Here is a 16971-nt window from a genome sequence, read left to right on the forward strand (position 1 = left end):
GGTTGAGGCCTCTGTTTGGTTGTAAGCATTTTGACATAAGCTACAAAAAATATGAGAAAAAATAAATTCATCTCAAAGGTTCCGACAAAATACCCGGCCCTGCAATACCTGCTTTCAGGTATTTTGTCCCGCTTCAACCTGATTTTCATCGATGTCGGATAACTCTCAGAAGATGATTGCTGACTACTGAAAGTTGCTGGTAGTGCCTTGTTAGCTGGGCGTTGGTGGCCACGCAGTATCAGCCCGGGTATTCATGGGACTGGACGAAAAGAGCAAAATGGGGGCTGCGAAGGCCAAGCCGCCAGCTTTATTGAGCAGGGCCGCAAGCAATACAGTGCTCTGCTACGTCACCTCGTACGCCAGTCCATTACCCCACACATGCCCTCGTGCCAGTAATGGCCTAGGCTGCGTAAGCCCTACTAAAAAGCACGTGCGGTTGAATAGGCCGGGAATTTTGCAGACACCGTCTGCAGAATTCCCGGCCTATTTATGAAAGTTATAATGCATTACACTCGTACCCGCCTATAAGCCAGGTTGAAATTCTCTCGACAGTGTTGAGAAAATCACTTGCTGCCATTCTCCAGACACTGTCTGGAAAATTTCTTAAACCAGCGACCGATTGCCCAAAATAAGAAGGCCAGCCCTTGTCCGACAGGAGCTGGCCTTTTGCTGCTGGTGCAGTCGTTAGGCCTTGGTGACGCTCGTAGCCATCAATGCCGCGTCGGGCGCGCATTGACTAATTCCTAGCCCAGGTCGGGGCCTGTCGCCAGCCGAAAACTATAAAGCTGCTGCGCCACCGCCAGCCCGGTTTGCACGTGCAATTGGGTAGCTCAGCCAGTACCGAGAATGTCATTTAAGCCATCGGGCGCAGAATACGCCACCAGGGCCATCCTTGGCTGGCATATCATTTGGTTTTAATCGGTTTGTTCATTATTTTTGAGTGTTCATTACTAGTGAACACTGTGTAATAATGAACGCGCCAGAAGAGGGAAATCTATTGCTGCTGGCTAGCCAGGCGCTGGAAAGCCGAATTGGCCAGCCCGTTCAGTTAGCCGCAATGAGCGGTGCTGACTCAAAACAAGCCGTAAAAACAGGCTACCACGCCGATGGTTGCTTACTGGTGGGAGCTCAACAGCACCGCTTCCTGGTAGAGGCCAAAGCGGGCCTGCGAAAAGATACAATAGCTCAGTTACGGCGTCTCAATGGCCGTACCCAAGAGCCAGTGGTGCTGGCGGCTCCCTACATACCCGACAGCCTGGGCAAGGTCTTGCAGCGCGAGAACATCCAGTACCTGGACACGGCGGGCAATGCGTATCTGCACGCGGCCGATGCCAGCCTCTTTATCCTGATAGGAGGTCAGCGCCAGCCGGCCATCGGCAAGCAGGTGCAGCACCGCGCCTTCCAGCCCGCGGGCGTGCAGCTGCTCTACCACCTGCTGAGTGAGCCCCAACTGCTCCAGGCCAGCTACCGGGCCATGGCTGAGCAGGCCCAGGTAGCGCTGGGCTCGGTCAGCATTTTGCTGCGGGGCCTGCAGCAGCTGGAATTGCTGCGCGATGAATCAGGCCAGCGCCGCTGGACCGACCCGGCGCAGGTGCTGCGCCGGTGGGTAGACGCCTACGGCGAGGTGGTTCGCCCCAGGCTGACGACGCAACGCTACCGCTGGCTCGACCCCGCCGTGGCCCGTCAGGGCTGGCAGGCGCTGGACTTAGGGCCCGACATGGCCTGGGGAGGGGAGCCTGCCGCGCATTTGCTCCTCAATGGCTACCTGCTGCCTGAATATTTCACTCTCTATACCACGGCCGTGCGGGGCGACGTCATCCGTCGGCTCCGGCTGGTGCCGGATGCCGCCGGCAAAGTAGAAGTGCTGCAGCCTATGGCCACCACCCTGGGCCATGGGCGGCCCCAACCGCAAGCCGTTCATCCGCTATTAGCCTACGCTGACCTGCTTTTAACCGCCGACCCGCGCAACCGCGAAGTGGCCCAACTCCTGCATGAGCACTATCTATCCCATCTCGCCTGAGCGCCTGCAGCCCGCAGGCCTGGGCGCGGCGATGGTGGCCCTGCACCGCGGGTTTGCCCACTTCGGGGTCGACAGCTACATCGTCGGGGCAGTAGCCCGCGACATCTGGCTGAGCCAGATATACGACGAGCCAGACCGCCGCACCACCAAAGACCTGGACCTGGCAGTATTTATTCACGATACCACCGAGTATGAGGCGCTGCAGGCTTGGCTGGTCGCGCAGGAAGGGTTTGTGCAGGCGCAGAGCAGCGCCTTCTGCCTGCTCTATCCTTCCACCACCGGCCCCAGCATTACCGTCGACTTGATGCCCTTCGGGGCCATTGCCGACGAGGCCGGTAATGTCTATTTCTCGGGGCGTGGCATGGAACGCATTTCAACCGTCGGCTTTACCGAGGTGCTGGCTGATGCGGCCACCGTCAGCATCCCCACCGGCGAGCAATGGCGCGTGGTGACCTTGCCCGGCATGGTGGTGCTCAAGCTAATGGCCTGGCAGGACCGCCCCGAGCGGGGCAAGGACGCCGTCGACGTCTGGAACATGCTGGCGGTCTACTTCAACCTGGTAACTGATGACATCTACGCCCTGCATCTTGACCTCTTTGCGGAAGATGAAACCGACGACACGACCAACCTGACGCTGCTGGTAGGCGCCCGGGTGTTAGGCCGCCAGGTACGTCAGTTGCTGCTTGGTCGCCCGGTGCAGGCCCGCCTGCTCGCGCTCCTGGCCGACCAGTTGAAGCTGGGGCAGGACAGCCCCCTGGCCAGAACAATGAGCCGCCAGGGCCCCGAAATAGCTACTTGCCTGGCGGCGCTAAGTGCCCTGCGCACGGGCATAGCTGAGGAGTGGCCACGTCCTTCCTCTACCGAATAATCCATCAGGACTTAGTTGGCTGGTAGTAACAGTTCCAGCCTACAGCCGTGCTATTCGCTGAAACACCTGAGCAGATATTGTGCAAACAAAAACGGCCGGCCCCTAAAGGAGCCGGCCGTTTCAGTAACCGTTGGGAAGGGCTAAGCCACGTACTCAATGGCCAGCGGGTTGGTGCTGTTGTTATTGAGGGGGTACATCTTGCCGTTTACTTCCTGGTAGAAGTTAATGCCGACTACCCCCACCACTAGGTTGGCGGCTGGAGGAGCCGCCGGGAAGCTGGCCACCATGCTTAAGTTGGACTGAGCTGCCCCATTGAGCGGTTGAATGCCCAGCGGAGCCGCCACCGAAGCATTGGTGTAGGTCAGCGCCTCCATGTCCAGCGACGAAGCCGCGAACACGATTTCGTAGTGCGATGCCCCTTGAGGTGCAGCAATCTCGACCATCGGCGTCAGGCGGGGGATGCTCAGCGTCACGTCAGTCCCCGCGCCCGTCACTTGGTAGGGGAAGTACATGGTCTGCCCAATACCGGCGTCGATGTTGAAGTTGAAGCCGAGCAGCGGGGCCGAGTTGTTCGAGTCGTACACGCGCTGCCCCCGGTCGTTGGTGTCATCCATGCCGATAATCTCGCGCATCTTCTGCGTCAGGCGCGACGCCACGCGGCTGTCGCTGGCAGCCGAGATAGCCACGCGCAACGAGTCGCGCAGCAGCTTGCTGTACTTGGCGGCCCTGCTGAACTCGTTGGCGTTTTCACGGGTGCGCGCCATGCTGGCCTTGCTGTTGAAGGCCGCCTTGTTAGACGGGGGCTTTTGGCGAATGCTGCCGTCCTTGGCAAAGACGAGACCCCCGACGGTGCCCCGAATGCCAATAATGCCTGTTTGTTGAGCCATAATGAAAATAAGTTAGCTGAACGCGCCTGGGATGCCACTATTGGCCAACGTTCTGGCCCGCATTCAATGCCAGGGCGTTGTTTGTGGGTTTGAAATACGTCAAGTAAATTTGACAAGTCAAGCGCGCTGCCCCGTATAACCCGGTATGCACCCATCCAGCCCCATGCTTCGCATTTGCATCTACCCCAAAGACGTGGCCCGCCTCACTGGCCGCAGCTACGATGCTGCCAAGCGCCTGGTGCGCCGCGTCCGCCAGGCCGCCGGTAAACCCGCCGGGTCACTTGTATCCATTCAGGAATTTTGCCGTCTCACCGGTCTGGATGCTGCCGAAGTAAGCGAGGCCCTAAACCGCAAAGCCAGCTAATACTGCCCACCTCCAGCCATACTTAAAGCCACCATAGAGTATACTTCCAGCGTGGATAGCTGCAGGACCACCGCCCGCCAACAACGCCCCGGCAACCTGTCGGCACCGAGAGTTGCTACACCAATTCTCCTACCGCTTTTTTAAGGGCAGCGCTTCCTTTCCAGCTGCGCAGATTGGTTTTAGCTGGTTCGGCTGGCAGCCGGCCGCTCCGAATGCATAGGTCGGCGTACAGCTCAACTAGCTTCTTGGTATTCCGCAGCGGGGCAGCAGGCAGCTGCGGAAGCAGTTGGTCCAGCACCTGCAGCAGGGCGTCATCGGTTGTGGCATCGATAGCGCGGGCCTGCTGCAGGTTGTCGGCTAGGCGCTGCACCGGTGCGAACTCGTGGGCGAGGAAGCTCCCTAATATGGAGCCCAGCACAGTGGGGACGAGGCGCCCGGTCGTACAAGCAGAGAGAAAGGCTTCCAAAGCCAGGGCCCGGCAAGTCGGTGCCTTGTGCATGAGGCCCAGCGCCAGCAGCAGGGTAGTGGGCTCTGGGAACACCGGGCCAGGGCCGAGCAGCTCCTGCAGGGCTGCCTGCACCACGTCCCGCTCGGTCGATTCCAGCCCATCGGCCCAGGCAGCGGTGCGCACCACGTGCCAGTGCAAGGGCGCCGCGTTGTGGGGTATCAGGCTGGCCACGAAGCGGTAGTCGTGGGGAAGCAGCCATCCGGCGTGGCCCATGGCCCGGAAGCGGGCGTGCTGGGAGTAAAGCAGCAACGGCGACGGCGGGGTTTGGCTGGTGTACTTGCTCGGGAACTGCAGCACGGGGTATTGCTGCGTCACCGTGGGCTTGCCGGGTTTCCACTGCTCCACCCAGGTGTTGGTTTTAATTTCAAAGTGCCACCCCGGCGCCCAGGGGCGAACAACGCCCGTGTAATCCGTCGGAATCAGCGCGGTCAGCTCCTCGAAAACACCCTCCGGCTGACGGGTGCGGGCGGCCACCGCCCACAGCCACGGCCAGGCGTCGGCCAGGGTGCTGGCGCCCCCGGCATTGGCCGGCAGCAGCTTGCCCAGGCGCGTAGTTAGGTGCTTGAGCAGGGAGGTTTTCGCGGGTTGGAAGCTGGGTAAGGGCTGCTGACCCGGCGTTAGCAGCCACTGCAGCAGCTCGCGCAGTTCCGGATGCTGTAGCTGGGATAGCCGGGCCAGCGCTGTTTGCGCGTCCGCTGTATTGGCGTAGGCCGTACGGGCCAGCGCCACCACCAGGTCAAACGGGTCCGGCTCCGAGTTGGAGGCCTCGTACTCCAATAGCTTGTCGACCAGAACCGAAGGCGCTACCCAGTACGGCGCGTGCGACGGGGTGCTTAGCAACGGCAGGCCGGAGCGGGTGCGCAGGTGCTCTTCAGCGGCCACGAAACGACGTTGCTCCACCAGCACCAGCGGGTCGGAGGTGTCCTGGTCATCCCGCACGTTTACCTTGTTCACGCGCTCAGTGGTAAAGCCCTGTGCCCAGCCGAGCAACAGGGCCTGAACTAAGCCATAGTGCCCCGACAGGCCATTGCCGGCAATGATGGCAGTAGTCTGCTCGCCGGTTTTGCCTTTCAGCCAAGGCCGCACCTGCAGCAGGTAGGGCAGCAGTTGCTGGGCCGCATCAATTGGAAACTGCGGGCGCAGCCGCAGCAAGCCGTCCACCCACCGTTCCAGCTCCGATACGTTGTCGTGGCGCAGCACCTGGCCGGTAAGAAAGAGCAGCTCATGCCAATCAGCAACCGGAACCACTGCATTGGCCGCCGACAAATCAGGCGCAAACCCAGTCTGTGGAACATAGGCAGCGCCCTCCGTCGGTGAGAGTGCTGGGACCGACCCCATCCAGGGAGCCAGGAGTTGCCGGGCGTCCGCTGTCATCAGGTCGGCGTAGTCGGCCAGGGAAGCCAGTAGGTCCGCCGTTTCATCGGCCGACAGCAGCGGCTGCTTGGCCTTTAGCATCAAGGCCAGCAGCTTCGCTGCTTTCGCTTGCACGGCGGCATCGGCGCTGGCCAGAGCGGCCACGGCCAGTGGGCCCAGCTCCGGCGCAAGGGCCGGGCTACGCTTCAGCAGCTTCTCCAATCCACCCAGCAAGGTGCGCTGCGCCGTTTTAAGGTCCTGCCGGGTAAGCATGCCTTCCGCGTACAGCAGCAGCGGGGCTGGGTCGAATGCCGCATCCGCCCAGAAAGCTTTCAGCTGCTCCACCGCAAAGTTGACTACCAGAGGCTGCGTATGTGCCAGCAGCTCGACCAGCTCCTGCTGCTGGGCCAGACACTCTGCCGGGGTGGGCTGCAGGGTCAGGAACAGGTTTTTGAACCACGTCAGCAGCGGCCGGCGGAAGTCGCGCCGTAAGGCCATGAGGCTGCGCGTGAGCAGCTCCGTCCGGTCGAGGTGGCCCGCTGCCGCCAGCTGCACCAGCACGTCGAACCACGTGATGTGCTGCTGGGCTACCCCCGTGTGCGCCTGTGTCGAGTCAACCGTCGTGTCGTAATCGAAAAACCCAAGTAAGTCCCGCTGAATAGTGGCGGCGCTAGCTTCGAAGTCCAGCAGCAGCTTTTCGGCGTAGTTGGAGACCGGCTTCTTGTCGCGGCGGAAGTGGTAGCTCTTCAGATGCAATGAATGCGCCAGCGTGCGGCTGAATAGTGCCGGCTCGTAGTCAACAAGCTGCCGGGTTTCCATTTCCCGCAGCAGTCCGTAGTCGGGCAGGTTCCACGGGCCGCCCCGGCTCTGGCGCTCAAACCATTCCCCAAACCAGTTCGGCCGGGCGTGCTCCGCCACGGTGAAAAAGGCCTCCCGATGAGCGGTGCGAGTGTCGCCCTCGCCCCAATGCATGTCCAGGGGCTCGTTCAGCCCGGTGGCTTCTTTTCGGGTATACGTCGCCACGCCCGCCAAAAACAGCATGGCCAGCTGCGGCTCCGTGCCGGTCCGCCCCCAGGTAGAGGAGCCCAGCTGCCGGAACTCCGTTAATTCCTTTCGAAGTGCCTTGGCTTTGGCGCGAACGGCCAGCTGCTCTTTTTTGTCAAGGGCTAACAGGAACGGCACAAGTTGAGGCAGGCCCTGGTGGCGAATGATGCGCTCGAAAATATCAACAGCGGACATAGATAAGTACGGAGAGTCGGGGAGGAGGGGAGGAAAGCAAACTGGAATAGAGGCGACCTACAAAAAGCGCATCTGAGCCGCTAAAATGTGTTTGCACGGACCGCGCTGGCCCTGGTGGCTGCTAAACCAGGGACAGGTGCAGCGCGCACCTTCTGCGCCGCCCACTACTACCGTATGCCACACGTCGGTGCCGCGTACGCGCGCCTCGGTACGGCCGCCGGCCCCCAGGCCCAGCAGCTGCACATTGTCGGCCGCGTCGAGCAGCGCCCGGGCATTTTTCAGGCGCGGGTTCAAACTCAGAATTCGGCCGAGCTTGAAGGGCAGGCGGCGGTAGAAGTGCTGGTTGTCGGCCAGGTCAAAGCCCAGCAGGCCCATGGCCGACAGGCTGGCGCAGAGCCGGTCCACAGTGTCGGGCGCCAGGTCGTGCTCCAGAGCGAACAGGCTGGGGTTAAACACCTCATTGCCACGAAACAGCCGGTTGGCGCCGCTAATCCACTCCGCCGGCAATTCGTCCATCAGGGTTTCTAGCTGGTTGCCTTCGCCCGAGAAGCCGCGCCACACGTCGGCCGACAACGCCAGTAAAAAGCGCTGCCCACCCCCAAGCTCCAGCAAGAAGGCCGAGGCCTGACCGTCCGGTGTGGCGTACACGCGCACGGCTTCGCAGAGGGGCAGCAGCCCGTCGAGCAGGCGCAGGCGGTGCACCCCGCCCACCCGCACGGCCCCGGCGCTGGCCACTGGGGTGAAGCTGGGGCGCACGCCCCGCAGCACCAGGTAATAATCGGCTTTGGCGGAGCCTGCCGGAATGCTTTGTACCAGCTGAACCGCCTGAACGCGGGTGAGGCGCAGCTTTTCCTCCATCAACGCCAGGTAGGCCTGCACCGAGGTCAGGCCCTTAATCCAGCGCTCAGGCAGGGCTACTTTCCGTTCCACCACTTTGCCCGCGGCGCGCTCCAGCACCACTTCCTGCTGTCCCACCGACAGCAGCACGGGCTCCGTGCGGGAGATGCGGGCCAGCGCGTTCACCATGGGCTCGTTGAAGTCCACGTTGGTGGTGCCGCTGCTGAGGAACTCCCCATCCAGGGCCTCTGGGCCCAGGTCCAGCCGCGCATACACGCCGTTGCACGAAGAAAAGGCTTCAAATCGTAGCTGGCAAGCGCCGGCCGTCACGATGGGGTCCCGCAAAGCGGCGCTCTGGGGCACAAACCGCGAGGCAACCACCTTGGCCAGGGTGCTCAGCCCGCGGGCTGCCAGCCAGGAGTTGCGCATCCGGCCCCAGAAAAAGCAGGCGGTTTCCGCGTCCAGCCCTTCTTCCGAAAAAGCAGACAGCAGCAAGGCATTGCCGTCCGGGCGCTGCTCCAAAGCAGAAGGACGGGCGTACGAATAAGCAAAATCAGACATGAAGTCAGTAACAGACTAATTAACTAGCAAGCTACTAATTTGACATGAGAGTGAGCCATAGAATTAGTCTATACGTCAAGCTGGGCCACATCAAGCGTGGCTTTGTGCTGCGCCACCTCTGGGTGGTCGAGCGCAGCTTGAGCTGGAGTGCCCGCTACAAACGCTTGACCCGCGACTACGAACGTATGACTGTAGCTTGCAACAGCTTCCCTGCTAGGACTTTGTCATACTCATACTTGCCAAAACGGCAACCCTTAGTTTGCCCGCAGGTACATAATGCCGTCTAAAGTGACCACCTTTTACCTCTTAAAGTGTGAGAGTAATATGTTCAAGCAAGTGTCACCATTAGCTGTTTTAATTAGTGGTGTATTCCAAATAGGCGCGCTCTAAGTCAACAGCCTCACCCAATCGTTCCGGGTGATAATTGATGATGAGTTCAACTTTGCCTGTATCCGTGTGAGCTACAGCCCGGAATGACTCACCGCTGTTGAAGGCAGGGTTTATATCAATATTAAAACCTGCTACCTCCTTCACAAACTGTTCTAAAACAGACTTTTTGCAATCAAGCGTACGGCGCTTAAACACCCAGTATCCAGTTCCATTCCAAAGGTCGTGCAGATTGCAGCTCAGCTCAAGTGTATCAGTCCAGACCTTATCAAAAGCTGCCACCTCCACTTTATTCTGTTCCGAGTTTTGTGGTAGCTTGATTAAAAGCTTGGGCATCCCTTCCGTTCTAGTTTCAACGCGAATGTTATACCAGGTATGCTCACCACCATCGCGTGAATCAGTAAAATCGTAATCGTCTTTATAGCGAAGCAAGTACTCCTTTACGGCTTCCAACTTCTTTTCCAGCGGTTCGTCAGCCTCAATATAAAACTGGTAAACTGGGTGTTTGTGCTCGTAATCTGTGAGTGGCATACTGAGTTGGCTTTGATGAGAATCCCAAGATACGCACCAGCGGTGAAGAATCTTTTACACTGATAATTGTGAATAAAATATTGTTAAATTTAACATCAACATAATGAGCCTTTATGGACCTGCTCATTTATATTTGTTTGGCATCCACAACTTAATTTAGCCGATAATGACACAAGAGGAAAAAGAGAAGATTGAAGATGTGGTTTTCATCCTCAACTCCACCGCAAATGAGGTAGAACACTATGTTGAATCCGCCAAGGAGGTATTTACGAAGAACAAACTAGCTGAAAAAAGCTTCCCCCGCGAGCTGATACCAGAAGAAAAACTGATACAAGCCGCCTTTATGTTTATCGTTATCCGCATCTGTTCCTTTATGGATGAATGGGATGACCAGATAGGCGAGTTAATTGCTCAAGGCATCGAGCCCGAGCGATTCAGAAAGCTAAAAAAGGTCACCAAGCCCGTTTCTAAGGAGATTCGAAAGTTCACGGGCCTAGTTGAGATGCGCAACCTGCTTGCGCACAATGCTAGGATACAAAAGCAGGGTTATGCAAACGCCTATCGCGGCGGGTACATTGCCAGCCTTAAAGTGCCAATCACCATCCCAGATTATATGCTGGTGAGTGATTGCCTAAAAATCATGAAGGAAATACTTAACAAAGCCTTCCCCGAATGCGTGCAACTTCCCGGTGACTTTATTGCTGCAAATACAGGTCGTAATCTACCTGTGGGTATCACAGAAGCGGAAAAGAGCGCTATTATAGCGGATTTGATTAAGCAGGTGACCGACAATATAGCATCTTATAATATCGCTCAGGGCGGTACTGCTTAACTCTTATCCTACTCGAACAACCAATGAGCAAGCCAATCAATCACAACCGCGTTTCACAACGCCAGCTCCGGTACTTCTTCAAGGATGAAGCCGGCAAAATCTATCTGTACGGCAAACACTAGTTAACCTATTCGAAATGAAGTCAACTAAACGGGTTTTCAGCACAGCACTAGCTATAAACTACACGGCGACTTTGTAGATTCGGTAGGTGTGGTTCATTATATAATGGTGAGCTACTTCGATGAAATACCTGGCTTGAACGTAATTCTGGCCGGGATTTCTCATCTCCGAACGGCCTGTCAATTACGCTGCCATTACATTACAAACTGTACCATCAAGTGCGCTCACGGCGGGTGCAGTAGCCGGCCCATCCCAGGCCGCCCGCATGGCCTGGTGCTGCAGCTCTTCTACCACCTGGGCATACCGCATGGTGTTTTGAATCTTGGCATGACCCATCACGCGCTGCAGCACGGCGACGGGCATGCCGCGCAGCAGGCTTTGCACGGCAAACGTGTGGCGGGCCGTGTGCATTGTCACCAGCTCGTGCAGCTGCACGGCCTCTTTCACTACCTGCCCGCCGGCCGTGCTTACCACTTCCACCAGCCGCGTCAGCCCCGCCAGCTTCGTAATCTTTTTCAGGTACCGGTTCATGGGCTGGTTAGCCAGCACCGGCAGCAGCCGGGCGCCCTCAAATTGCCGCTCGGGCACGTCGTACCGGTCCAGGATTTCCGACGCCAGCCGGCTCAGGTAGATGCTCACGGTAGCCCGCGTCTTGGTTTGTGTCAGCCGCAGCACCCGGTCGCCGTCACCCTTGGGCCCGAGCCCGTGCACGTTGCCGGCGTGAAGGGAAGCCACGTCCGAATATCGCAGCCCCGTGTAGCAGCAGAACAAGAACACGTCCCGTGCCGGCTCCAGCGTCTTTGGGAGCTTCACTGCCACGAGCGCCGCCAAATCGGCCCCGGTCAAGTACGTCTTGGCCTGGTCCGTGTAGCGCACTTCCAGCCGCTTGAGCTCCATGCCCAGCGTCAGGCCCCGTTCGTCCTGTGCATGCCGCAGAAAGGTTTTCAGGTCCTTCACTATCGTGTACACTCCATTCGCGGAAAGGCCGCAGCCCGTCCGCAGGTGGCTCACGAAGTCGTCATGAATGGCTGAGGTGTAGTCTGCCAGGGTTAGGCCCTTGCGCCGGGACTTTTCCAGAAAAGCCGCCAGGTGGTTACAGGCAGTCTTGTAGTGCCGCAAGGTGTGAAAGGCGTACCCCCGCCCGGACAGCACCTCGCGGAACTCCGCAAACCGGGCCACCAGCGTTGGCTCTTCCTTCACTACCACCACCGCCGGGTTCACGGCCTCGCGCATCAGCGCCACCGTCGGGGCCACATTGGCCGCCCGAAGCTCCCGGTACTTGTCTTCCAGCCGGCGCGCCAGGGCCTGCAGCCCTTGGTTCGCCGAGGTGTAGCCCGGGAGCGAGCGCCGGAACTCCTGTTCCTTCTCGTTCCATTGCCGCGGCTCGCACCGCTCCTTGGTGGAGCAGCGCAGCCGCAGCCCGTCGAAGTACGCCGATACATAGACCGGCACCGTGCCCGCCTTATTCTGTTTATCATGCCGCAGCTCAAACACAACTTTCATAAGATTGGAAAAAAGAGGTGGCGTAGGAGGTGGCGTAAACCCATTGGTAAGTCCAGGTATTAGCTCTGGTAAATCCAGTTTGGGTAGAACGCAAAAAAGCCTCAAAAACTGCATCTGTTGCCAGATTTACAGCTTTTGAGGCTTGATTTTTAGAGGGTCGTCAGACCGTCCAAGTACCCGGAGCCGGAGTCGAACCGGCACACCTTGCGGTATTGGTGTTTGAGACCAACGCGTCTACCGGTTCCGCCATCCGGGCAAGAACAATTTCCGCTCTGCCGGTATCAGGAGCGGGCCGCAAAGGTAGCCAGCTGCTGCTGGATACGCAACAGATAGCGCTTCTTTAAGTAGTAGGTGCGGATTTGCTGCAGAGCCGCCGGGCGGTGGTCGGTGGGCAGCTCGGCATAGCCGGCCAGCAGAGGCGCGATGCCCGCGTCGAGGGTTTGGGAAATGGCTGAGGCCTCATCGGCTACTTTGGCCTGGGCCGCGGCGTCCGGCTCCATTTCCAGCTCCATAAGCTGCTCGTTCAGCTCCATCATGTCCATGAGGAAGTCGGGCGGCAGCTGCTCCTGCTTGCCCTCCTCCAGCAGGCCGTGCTGGGCCAGGATGTAGGCCATGCGGCGGTCAGAGTCGGATAGGGTGCGGTAGGCATCGGTGTTGAGGGTGGCCTGGCGCAGCATCTCGGCCTGGTTTTCCGACGAGGAAGTGGCGTGAAAATCGGGGTGCGTTTCGCGGCTCTTGGCGTAGTACTGGCGCTTGAGGGCCGCCTCGTCCAGCACAAAGCTTTCGGGCAGGCCATAAAATTCGAAGTAGTTGGTCATGGTACTGGGGTATTTTCTAGCAGTGCTACGCAGGGTAAAGCCGACGTGGTCAGCCAGGCCAAAGGACTGAATAGAAGCAAAGCGCTTCAATCAGAAACCAGCCGCCTGAATCAAGGAAATCAGCTTAACCAGCGTGAATCAGCGAGGAGAAGGCGTAGGGCGGAGCCGCAAACAGGCGCTTGGTAGCCGGCCACACCTCGCCGAATAAAGCCGACTTGCGGTACGCATCCAGGGCCTCGGCCGTTTCCCAGTGGCTGAAGGTGCAGAAAATGTTAGGGTTGTCGGCGTCCTGCCACAGCTCCAGGTGGCGGTTGCCGGGCTGCTGGCGGATGAGCTGCTCGGAGTTGCGAAAAATGGTCAGAAAGTCGGCTACCCGGTCCGGGTGAAAGGTCATGCGAACGACGCGAATCAGCATACTGGTGGTGGAGTGGTAAGGGGCCGCGAAGGTAAGGCCAGGGGGCTCTGGCTGGAGGATGTTTCAGCCATAAGCGTGATAACTACCGTACCAGGACTTTTGACATCAACCGATTACTACGTCTTTTGCCATGACCACCACCGCAAAATCCTCCTTTCGCAGCTTCTCCCTGTTGCTGATTCCGGCCCTGGCCGCCAGCCTGCTGTTCAGCTCCTGCAGCAACGACCCCAAAGCCACCGACCCCGATAATACGGCTACCGTGGTAGAAAACCCCGATGTGGAACCCGTAACAGCCGACACCACGAGTACGGAAGCACCCGCGCAGTAAATAAAGAATTGTTCTTGCGAGGCGCAGCCGAAGCAAACGAAGTTCAGCATAGCTAATCCGTCCTCGCTGAGCGACCAGCCAGGTAATGTGAAAAGCCCCGATGCCAGAGCTGGCATCGGGGCTTTTTTATGTATCACATCCTTTACAGCAATTCCCAAGTTGGCGTAAAGACTTTGTTCTATCGTTCGCCTCACCCCCCGCCCCCAAAAAATGCTTAATTCGCATTTCCGAAAGGGAGAGGGGGAGCCGGTCTAAAATACCTGTACAGAAATTTGGGATGCGCTCTAGGTTTTGCGCTGAGCAAGGAAGGGTTGGCTACGCCGAGCTTCGTTTGCCGCGCTCCACTCCGTTTCGCTCGCAATGACCCGCCTTTTCGCATCAGCACATCGGCACATCAAAAATCAGCCCATCACCTAATCCACGGGGAACCGCACGTCCACCTGGGAGTCGAAGTGCAGGCCCAGCAGCTCGGCGGCGTTGCCCTGGCAGATGCCCAGGCACAGGCAGTCCTGGCTGTTGAAGACGGTGACTGCCTCGCCGGGCTCGGCGGCCGAAAAGTGGGGCAGCAGCTCCCGCACCACTTCGCGGCCGAAGTGCACGGTAAGAGGACGGCCGCGGCCAACTACTTCCACCGCGCTGCGGGAGATGTTGGTAATCAGGTTGCCATAGTGGTCGATGTGGGCCACGTGCCCCGTAATTCGGTCGTCCTGCAGGCGCACTTGCCGGTTGTTGAGGCGGTGAAACTCTTGCACGACGGGCCCCAGCTCGGGCAGGGCCGCGCCCTGGGCCAGGGCCACGGCTGCCGGCAGCAGCACGTCGCGGGTAGGGGAGGGCGTGTCGGCGGCGGGCAGGGCCACCAACTCTTCGGGGGCCCCGTCGCAAAGCAGGGCCAGCAGGCCGTTGTCGGCCGTCACAAAGAAGTGGTCCTGGTAGCGGGCCGCGTGCCAGGCCGAGCTAGCCCCCGCGCCGTGGTCGTTCACGCCTACTACATGCACCGAGCCAGCCGGAAAATCGCGGAACACCGAGTTCAGCACGTATACCGCGTGGGCAATGTCGAACGGCTCTACGGCGTGGCTGATATCCACCACGGTAAGGGCCGGCGCCAGCTGCAGCAGCCGCGCCTTCAGGGCGGCCACGTAGTGGTCGCGGTAGCCAAAATCCGTGAGCAGTGTAATCAGGCCCATGCCCGCGTTCTGAAGTTTTTCGTAGTATTGTTCGTTCGCCTGAACCGAGCGCAAAAGTAGCCGGTTTTGTGCTTAGGTGATGGAGAAATGAGGTAATGAGGTGATGAAGACAGGAAAGCTTTTAAACAAAAAGCTTTTGCCATCAGACTTACGTACCGCCTGATTTCTTTGCTCGGCTTCAGCATCTAACACTTCATCACCCCGTTACCTCATCACTTCATCACTCCAGCTCTTGGTCGAAAAAGTCATCACCCTCGAAAACGTGTCCCTGGTTGATTTCCTCGGACCCGACAACCAGAACATCCGTCAGCTTGGCGCGGCGTTTCCCGGCTCCAAAATCATCAGCCGTGGCAACGAGATAAAAATCCAGGGCCAGCCGGAGGTTATCTCCCGCATCAACGACATCCTCAGCTCCCTTATCGAGCACTACCACCAGTACGGGCAGATTACCGACAAAACGGTAAACCAGTACCTGTCGGCCACCAGCGAGGAAGCCGAGGGCCGGGTGCTGGCCGCCTCGCCCGACGTGATTCTGTTTGGCGCCAAAGGCGGCGTCATCAAAGCTAAAACCGGCAACCAGCAGAAGCTGGTCGATGCCGTGATGAAGCACGACCTCACGTTCACCCTGGGCCCGGCCGGTACCGGCAAAACCTACATCTCGGTGGCCCTGGCCGTGCGGGCGCTCAAGAACAAGGAGGTGAAGAAAATCATCATCTCCCGCCCCGTGGTGGAGGCCGGCGAAAGCCTGGGCTTCCTGCCCGGCGACATGAAGGAAAAAGTCGACCCCTACCTGCGCCCGATTTACGACGCCCTGGAAGACATGATTCCGGCCGAAAAGCTGAAGTTTTACCAGGAAAACAAAATCATTGAGATTGCGCCGCTGGCGTATATGCGCGGCCGTACCCTCAACAATGCTTTTGTGCTGCTCGACGAGGCCCAGAACACCACACCCAGCCAGATTAAGATGTTCCTGACCCGCATGGGCCCCACGGCCAAGGTGATGGTAAACGGCGACCGCAGCCAGATTGACCTGCCCACCCGGCAGAAGTCGGGCCTGATGCAGGCCCTGGACATTCTGCGCGACGTGCCCGGCATCGGCTTCGTGGAAATGACCTCCGAGGATGTGGTGCGCCACCGCCTGGTAAAGGAAATCGTGCAGGCCTACGACCGGTTCGACAGCGAAGAGCAGAAGCGCGAAGCCCAGCAGCGCCAGCACAGCCGCCGCTCCGACGACCGCCGCGTGGAAGACCGCCGCCCCGAAGCCCACCCCGACGCCGGCCCCCGCAGCAGCGACGGCCTGCCCGTCAACCAGGAGCAGTAATCTGGACCACGGATTAGCTGCGCTGAACTTCGTTTGACACGGATTTTTCGGATTACACAGATTTTAGCTTCGCTGACCTTCGGTTGTAGACGATTCTCTAAAGTCCTTTTTGATTAACGAAAGAGATTTTCCTTAAGAAAGGCAGCCGAAAGGCTGCCTTTTTGGTTAAAGTTCGACCTTTGCATTAATTGGATAAAGGGACGGCCCTGAATCGTTCACAAAATCCGTGTAATCCGTTTAATCCGAAAAATCCGTGGTTCAGACAGTCCGTGTAACCGACCCTGGCGACCTCCGCGCCGCTTTCAGCATCCGTGAACAGGTATTTGTAGGGGAGCAGGGCGTGCCCCTGGACCTGGAAAACGACCAGCACGACCGCCAGGGCGCCCGTCACTACCTCGCCCGCACTGCCGAGGGCACGCCGGCCGGGGCCGCTCGCTGGCGCGAAACCGACAAAGGCATTAAGCTGGAGCGCTTCGCGGTGCTGCCCGAGTTTCGCAACCAGGAAATCGGGGCCTCGCTGCTGCGTGCCGTGCTGGGCGACGTAAACGCTGAGTTTCCCGCCGCCCCGGTCTACCTCAATGCCCAGCTTAAAGCCGTGCCGTTCTACGAGCGCCACGGTTTTAAGAAGGAGGGAGAGATGTTTGAGGAAGCCGGCATTCAGCACTTTAAAATGGTGCTGGGCTAGGGGCTTTTCTGAGCGGATTAGAGGTCCGTATGCTGCGATAAACTCATCGCGATTTGGAATGCAAAAATTAGCTAGCCGCGGTAGAGACGCACTATTTTGCGTCTCCTCGCTGGACGGCTGATAAAGAACGTTCTACCGGGCAGGCATAGAAAATCGGCCCCTTTCAATCGGTTTAACTCAGGTGAACTGCTACATTGCAAGAGCTTAATT

At 58.8% G+C, this 16971-nt stretch carries 15 protein-coding genes, 1 tRNA gene and 1 pseudogene; 8 read left to right on the plus strand and 9 right to left on the minus strand.

The genetic code is table 11. From position 1 onward, the window contains the following. Window positions 1–1120 precede the first annotated feature (1120 nt). Window positions 1121–2020, plus strand: coding sequence for a type IV toxin-antitoxin system AbiEi family antitoxin (locus ABD919_RS21430; protein WP_345238132.1), 900 nt, complete (start codon window positions 1121–1123; stop codon window positions 2018–2020). After that, a complete protein-coding gene (locus ABD919_RS21435) occupies window positions 1992–2888 on the plus strand; it encodes a nucleotidyl transferase AbiEii/AbiGii toxin family protein (protein ID WP_345238133.1) in 897 nt (298 codons plus the stop codon). Before ABD919_RS21430 ends, ABD919_RS21435 begins: the two co-directional genes overlap by 29 nt. A 140-nt stretch (window positions 2889–3028) precedes the next feature. Here ABD919_RS21435 and ABD919_RS21440 read toward each other — a convergent pair whose 3' ends face one another. Further along, complete coding sequence (locus ABD919_RS21440; protein ID WP_345238134.1) at window positions 3029–3775, minus strand: hypothetical protein; 747 nt, start codon at window positions 3773–3775, stop codon at window positions 3029–3031. A 163-nt stretch (window positions 3776–3938) separates the two neighbouring features. Between ABD919_RS21440 and ABD919_RS21445 the strand changes: the two genes are divergently transcribed. Continuing rightward, window positions 3939–4139: a hypothetical protein gene (locus tag ABD919_RS21445; protein ID WP_345238135.1), complete on the plus strand. Its 201-nt coding sequence runs from the start codon at window positions 3939–3941 to the stop codon at window positions 4137–4139. A 115-nt stretch (window positions 4140–4254) separates the two neighbouring features. On the opposite strand, the gene ABD919_RS21450 is transcribed toward ABD919_RS21445, so the two are convergent. Continuing rightward, window positions 4255–7239 carry a DUF6493 family protein gene (locus ABD919_RS21450; protein WP_345238136.1) on the minus strand — a complete coding sequence of 995 codons (2985 nt, stop codon included), beginning with the start codon at window positions 7237–7239 and terminating at the stop codon, window positions 4255–4257. 57 nt (window positions 7240–7296) lie between these two features. Beyond that, the gene (locus ABD919_RS21455; protein WP_345238137.1) at window positions 7297–8637 is read right to left on the minus strand and encodes an SWIM zinc finger family protein; all 1341 of its coding nucleotides are present in this window, start codon (window positions 8635–8637) and stop codon (window positions 7297–7299) included. A 74-nt stretch (window positions 8638–8711) separates the two neighbouring features. On the opposite strand from ABD919_RS21455, the pseudogene ABD919_RS21460 reads away from it, so the two are divergent. Continuing rightward, window positions 8712–8825: pseudogene (locus ABD919_RS21460) on the plus strand (IS5/IS1182 family transposase); the annotation flags it as partial. A 166-nt stretch (window positions 8826–8991) separates the two neighbouring features. Here ABD919_RS21460 and ABD919_RS21465 read toward each other — a convergent pair. Then, window positions 8992–9555 (minus strand): hypothetical protein, encoded by a 564-nt coding sequence (locus ABD919_RS21465; RefSeq protein WP_345238138.1) that lies wholly within the window; start codon window positions 9553–9555, stop codon window positions 8992–8994. A gap of 166 nt (window positions 9556–9721) precedes the next feature. Here ABD919_RS21465 and ABD919_RS21470 point away from each other — a divergent pair, with 166 nt between their 5' ends. Next, window positions 9722–10387, plus strand: coding sequence for a hypothetical protein (locus ABD919_RS21470; protein WP_345238139.1), 666 nt, complete (start codon window positions 9722–9724; stop codon window positions 10385–10387). Window positions 10388–10690: 303 nt separating this feature from the next. On the opposite strand, the gene ABD919_RS21475 is transcribed toward ABD919_RS21470, so the two are convergent. The 4 genes from ABD919_RS21475 to ABD919_RS21490 form a co-directional block, all read right to left on the minus strand. Then, complete coding sequence (locus tag ABD919_RS21475; protein ID WP_345238140.1) at window positions 10691–12010, minus strand: site-specific integrase; 1320 nt, start codon at window positions 12008–12010, stop codon at window positions 10691–10693. Between the two features lie 174 nt (window positions 12011–12184). Continuing rightward, window positions 12185–12266, minus strand: a tRNA-Leu gene (locus ABD919_RS21480). 25 nt (window positions 12267–12291) lie between these two features. Continuing rightward, complete coding sequence (locus ABD919_RS21485) at window positions 12292–12828, minus strand: iron-sulfur cluster co-chaperone HscB C-terminal domain-containing protein (RefSeq protein WP_345238141.1); 537 nt, start codon at window positions 12826–12828, stop codon at window positions 12292–12294. 124 nt (window positions 12829–12952) lie between these two features. Continuing rightward, window positions 12953–13243, minus strand: a complete 291-nt coding sequence (locus ABD919_RS21490; RefSeq protein ID WP_345238142.1) for a putative quinol monooxygenase — start codon at window positions 13241–13243, stop codon at window positions 12953–12955. 130 nt (window positions 13244–13373) lie between these two features. Here ABD919_RS21490 and ABD919_RS21495 point away from each other — a divergent pair, with 130 nt between their 5' ends. Then, window positions 13374–13571, plus strand: a complete 198-nt coding sequence (locus tag ABD919_RS21495; protein ID WP_345238143.1) for a hypothetical protein — start codon at window positions 13374–13376, stop codon at window positions 13569–13571. Window positions 13572–13984: 413 nt separating this feature from the next. Here ABD919_RS21495 and ABD919_RS21500 read toward each other — a convergent pair whose 3' ends face one another. Beyond that, window positions 13985–14755 (minus strand): SAM hydrolase/SAM-dependent halogenase family protein, encoded by a 771-nt coding sequence (locus tag ABD919_RS21500; RefSeq protein ID WP_345238145.1) that lies wholly within the window; start codon window positions 14753–14755, stop codon window positions 13985–13987. A gap of 232 nt (window positions 14756–14987) precedes the next feature. Here ABD919_RS21500 and ABD919_RS21505 point away from each other — a divergent pair, with 232 nt between their 5' ends. Together ABD919_RS21505 and ABD919_RS21510 are read left to right on the plus strand one after the other, a co-directional pair. Further along, entirely contained in the window at window positions 14988–16076 is a 1089-nt protein-coding gene (locus tag ABD919_RS21505) for a PhoH family protein (protein WP_345238146.1), read from the plus strand. Between the two features lie 253 nt (window positions 16077–16329). Then, entirely contained in the window at window positions 16330–16761 is a 432-nt protein-coding gene (locus ABD919_RS21510; protein WP_345238147.1) for a GNAT family N-acetyltransferase, read from the plus strand. The last annotated feature ends 210 nt before the right edge of the window (window positions 16762–16971 follow it).

This window comes from Hymenobacter saemangeumensis, assembly GCF_039541835.1.
Taxonomy (GTDB): domain Bacteria; phylum Bacteroidota; class Bacteroidia; order Cytophagales; family Hymenobacteraceae; genus Hymenobacter; species Hymenobacter saemangeumensis.

Excerpts from the sequence above, each read along its gene's own strand:
- ABD919_RS21435 (WP_345238133.1), top strand. The coding sequence starts at position 1,992 with ATGAGCACTATCTATCCCATCTCGCCTGAGCGCCTGCAGCCCGCAGGC.
- ABD919_RS21440 (WP_345238134.1), bottom strand. The coding sequence starts at position 3,775 with ATGGCTCAACAAACAGGCATTATTGGCATTCGGGGCACCGTCGGGGGT.
- ABD919_RS21445 (WP_345238135.1), top strand. The coding sequence starts at position 3,939 with ATGCTTCGCATTTGCATCTACCCCAAAGACGTGGCCCGCCTCACTGGC.
- ABD919_RS21450 (WP_345238136.1), bottom strand. The coding sequence starts at position 7,239 with ATGTCCGCTGTTGATATTTTCGAGCGCATCATTCGCCACCAGGGCCTG.
- ABD919_RS21455 (WP_345238137.1), bottom strand. The coding sequence starts at position 8,637 with ATGTCTGATTTTGCTTATTCGTACGCCCGTCCTTCTGCTTTGGAGCAG.
- ABD919_RS21465 (WP_345238138.1), bottom strand. The coding sequence starts at position 9,555 with ATGCCACTCACAGATTACGAGCACAAACACCCAGTTTACCAGTTTTAT.
- ABD919_RS21470 (WP_345238139.1), top strand. The coding sequence starts at position 9,722 with ATGACACAAGAGGAAAAAGAGAAGATTGAAGATGTGGTTTTCATCCTC.
- ABD919_RS21475 (WP_345238140.1), bottom strand. The coding sequence starts at position 12,010 with ATGAAAGTTGTGTTTGAGCTGCGGCATGATAAACAGAATAAGGCGGGC.
- ABD919_RS21485 (WP_345238141.1), bottom strand. The coding sequence starts at position 12,828 with ATGACCAACTACTTCGAATTTTATGGCCTGCCCGAAAGCTTTGTGCTG.
- ABD919_RS21490 (WP_345238142.1), bottom strand. The coding sequence starts at position 13,243 with ATGCTGATTCGCGTCGTTCGCATGACCTTTCACCCGGACCGGGTAGCC.
- ABD919_RS21495 (WP_345238143.1), top strand. The coding sequence starts at position 13,374 with ATGACCACCACCGCAAAATCCTCCTTTCGCAGCTTCTCCCTGTTGCTG.
- ABD919_RS21500 (WP_345238145.1), bottom strand. The coding sequence starts at position 14,755 with ATGGGCCTGATTACACTGCTCACGGATTTTGGCTACCGCGACCACTAC.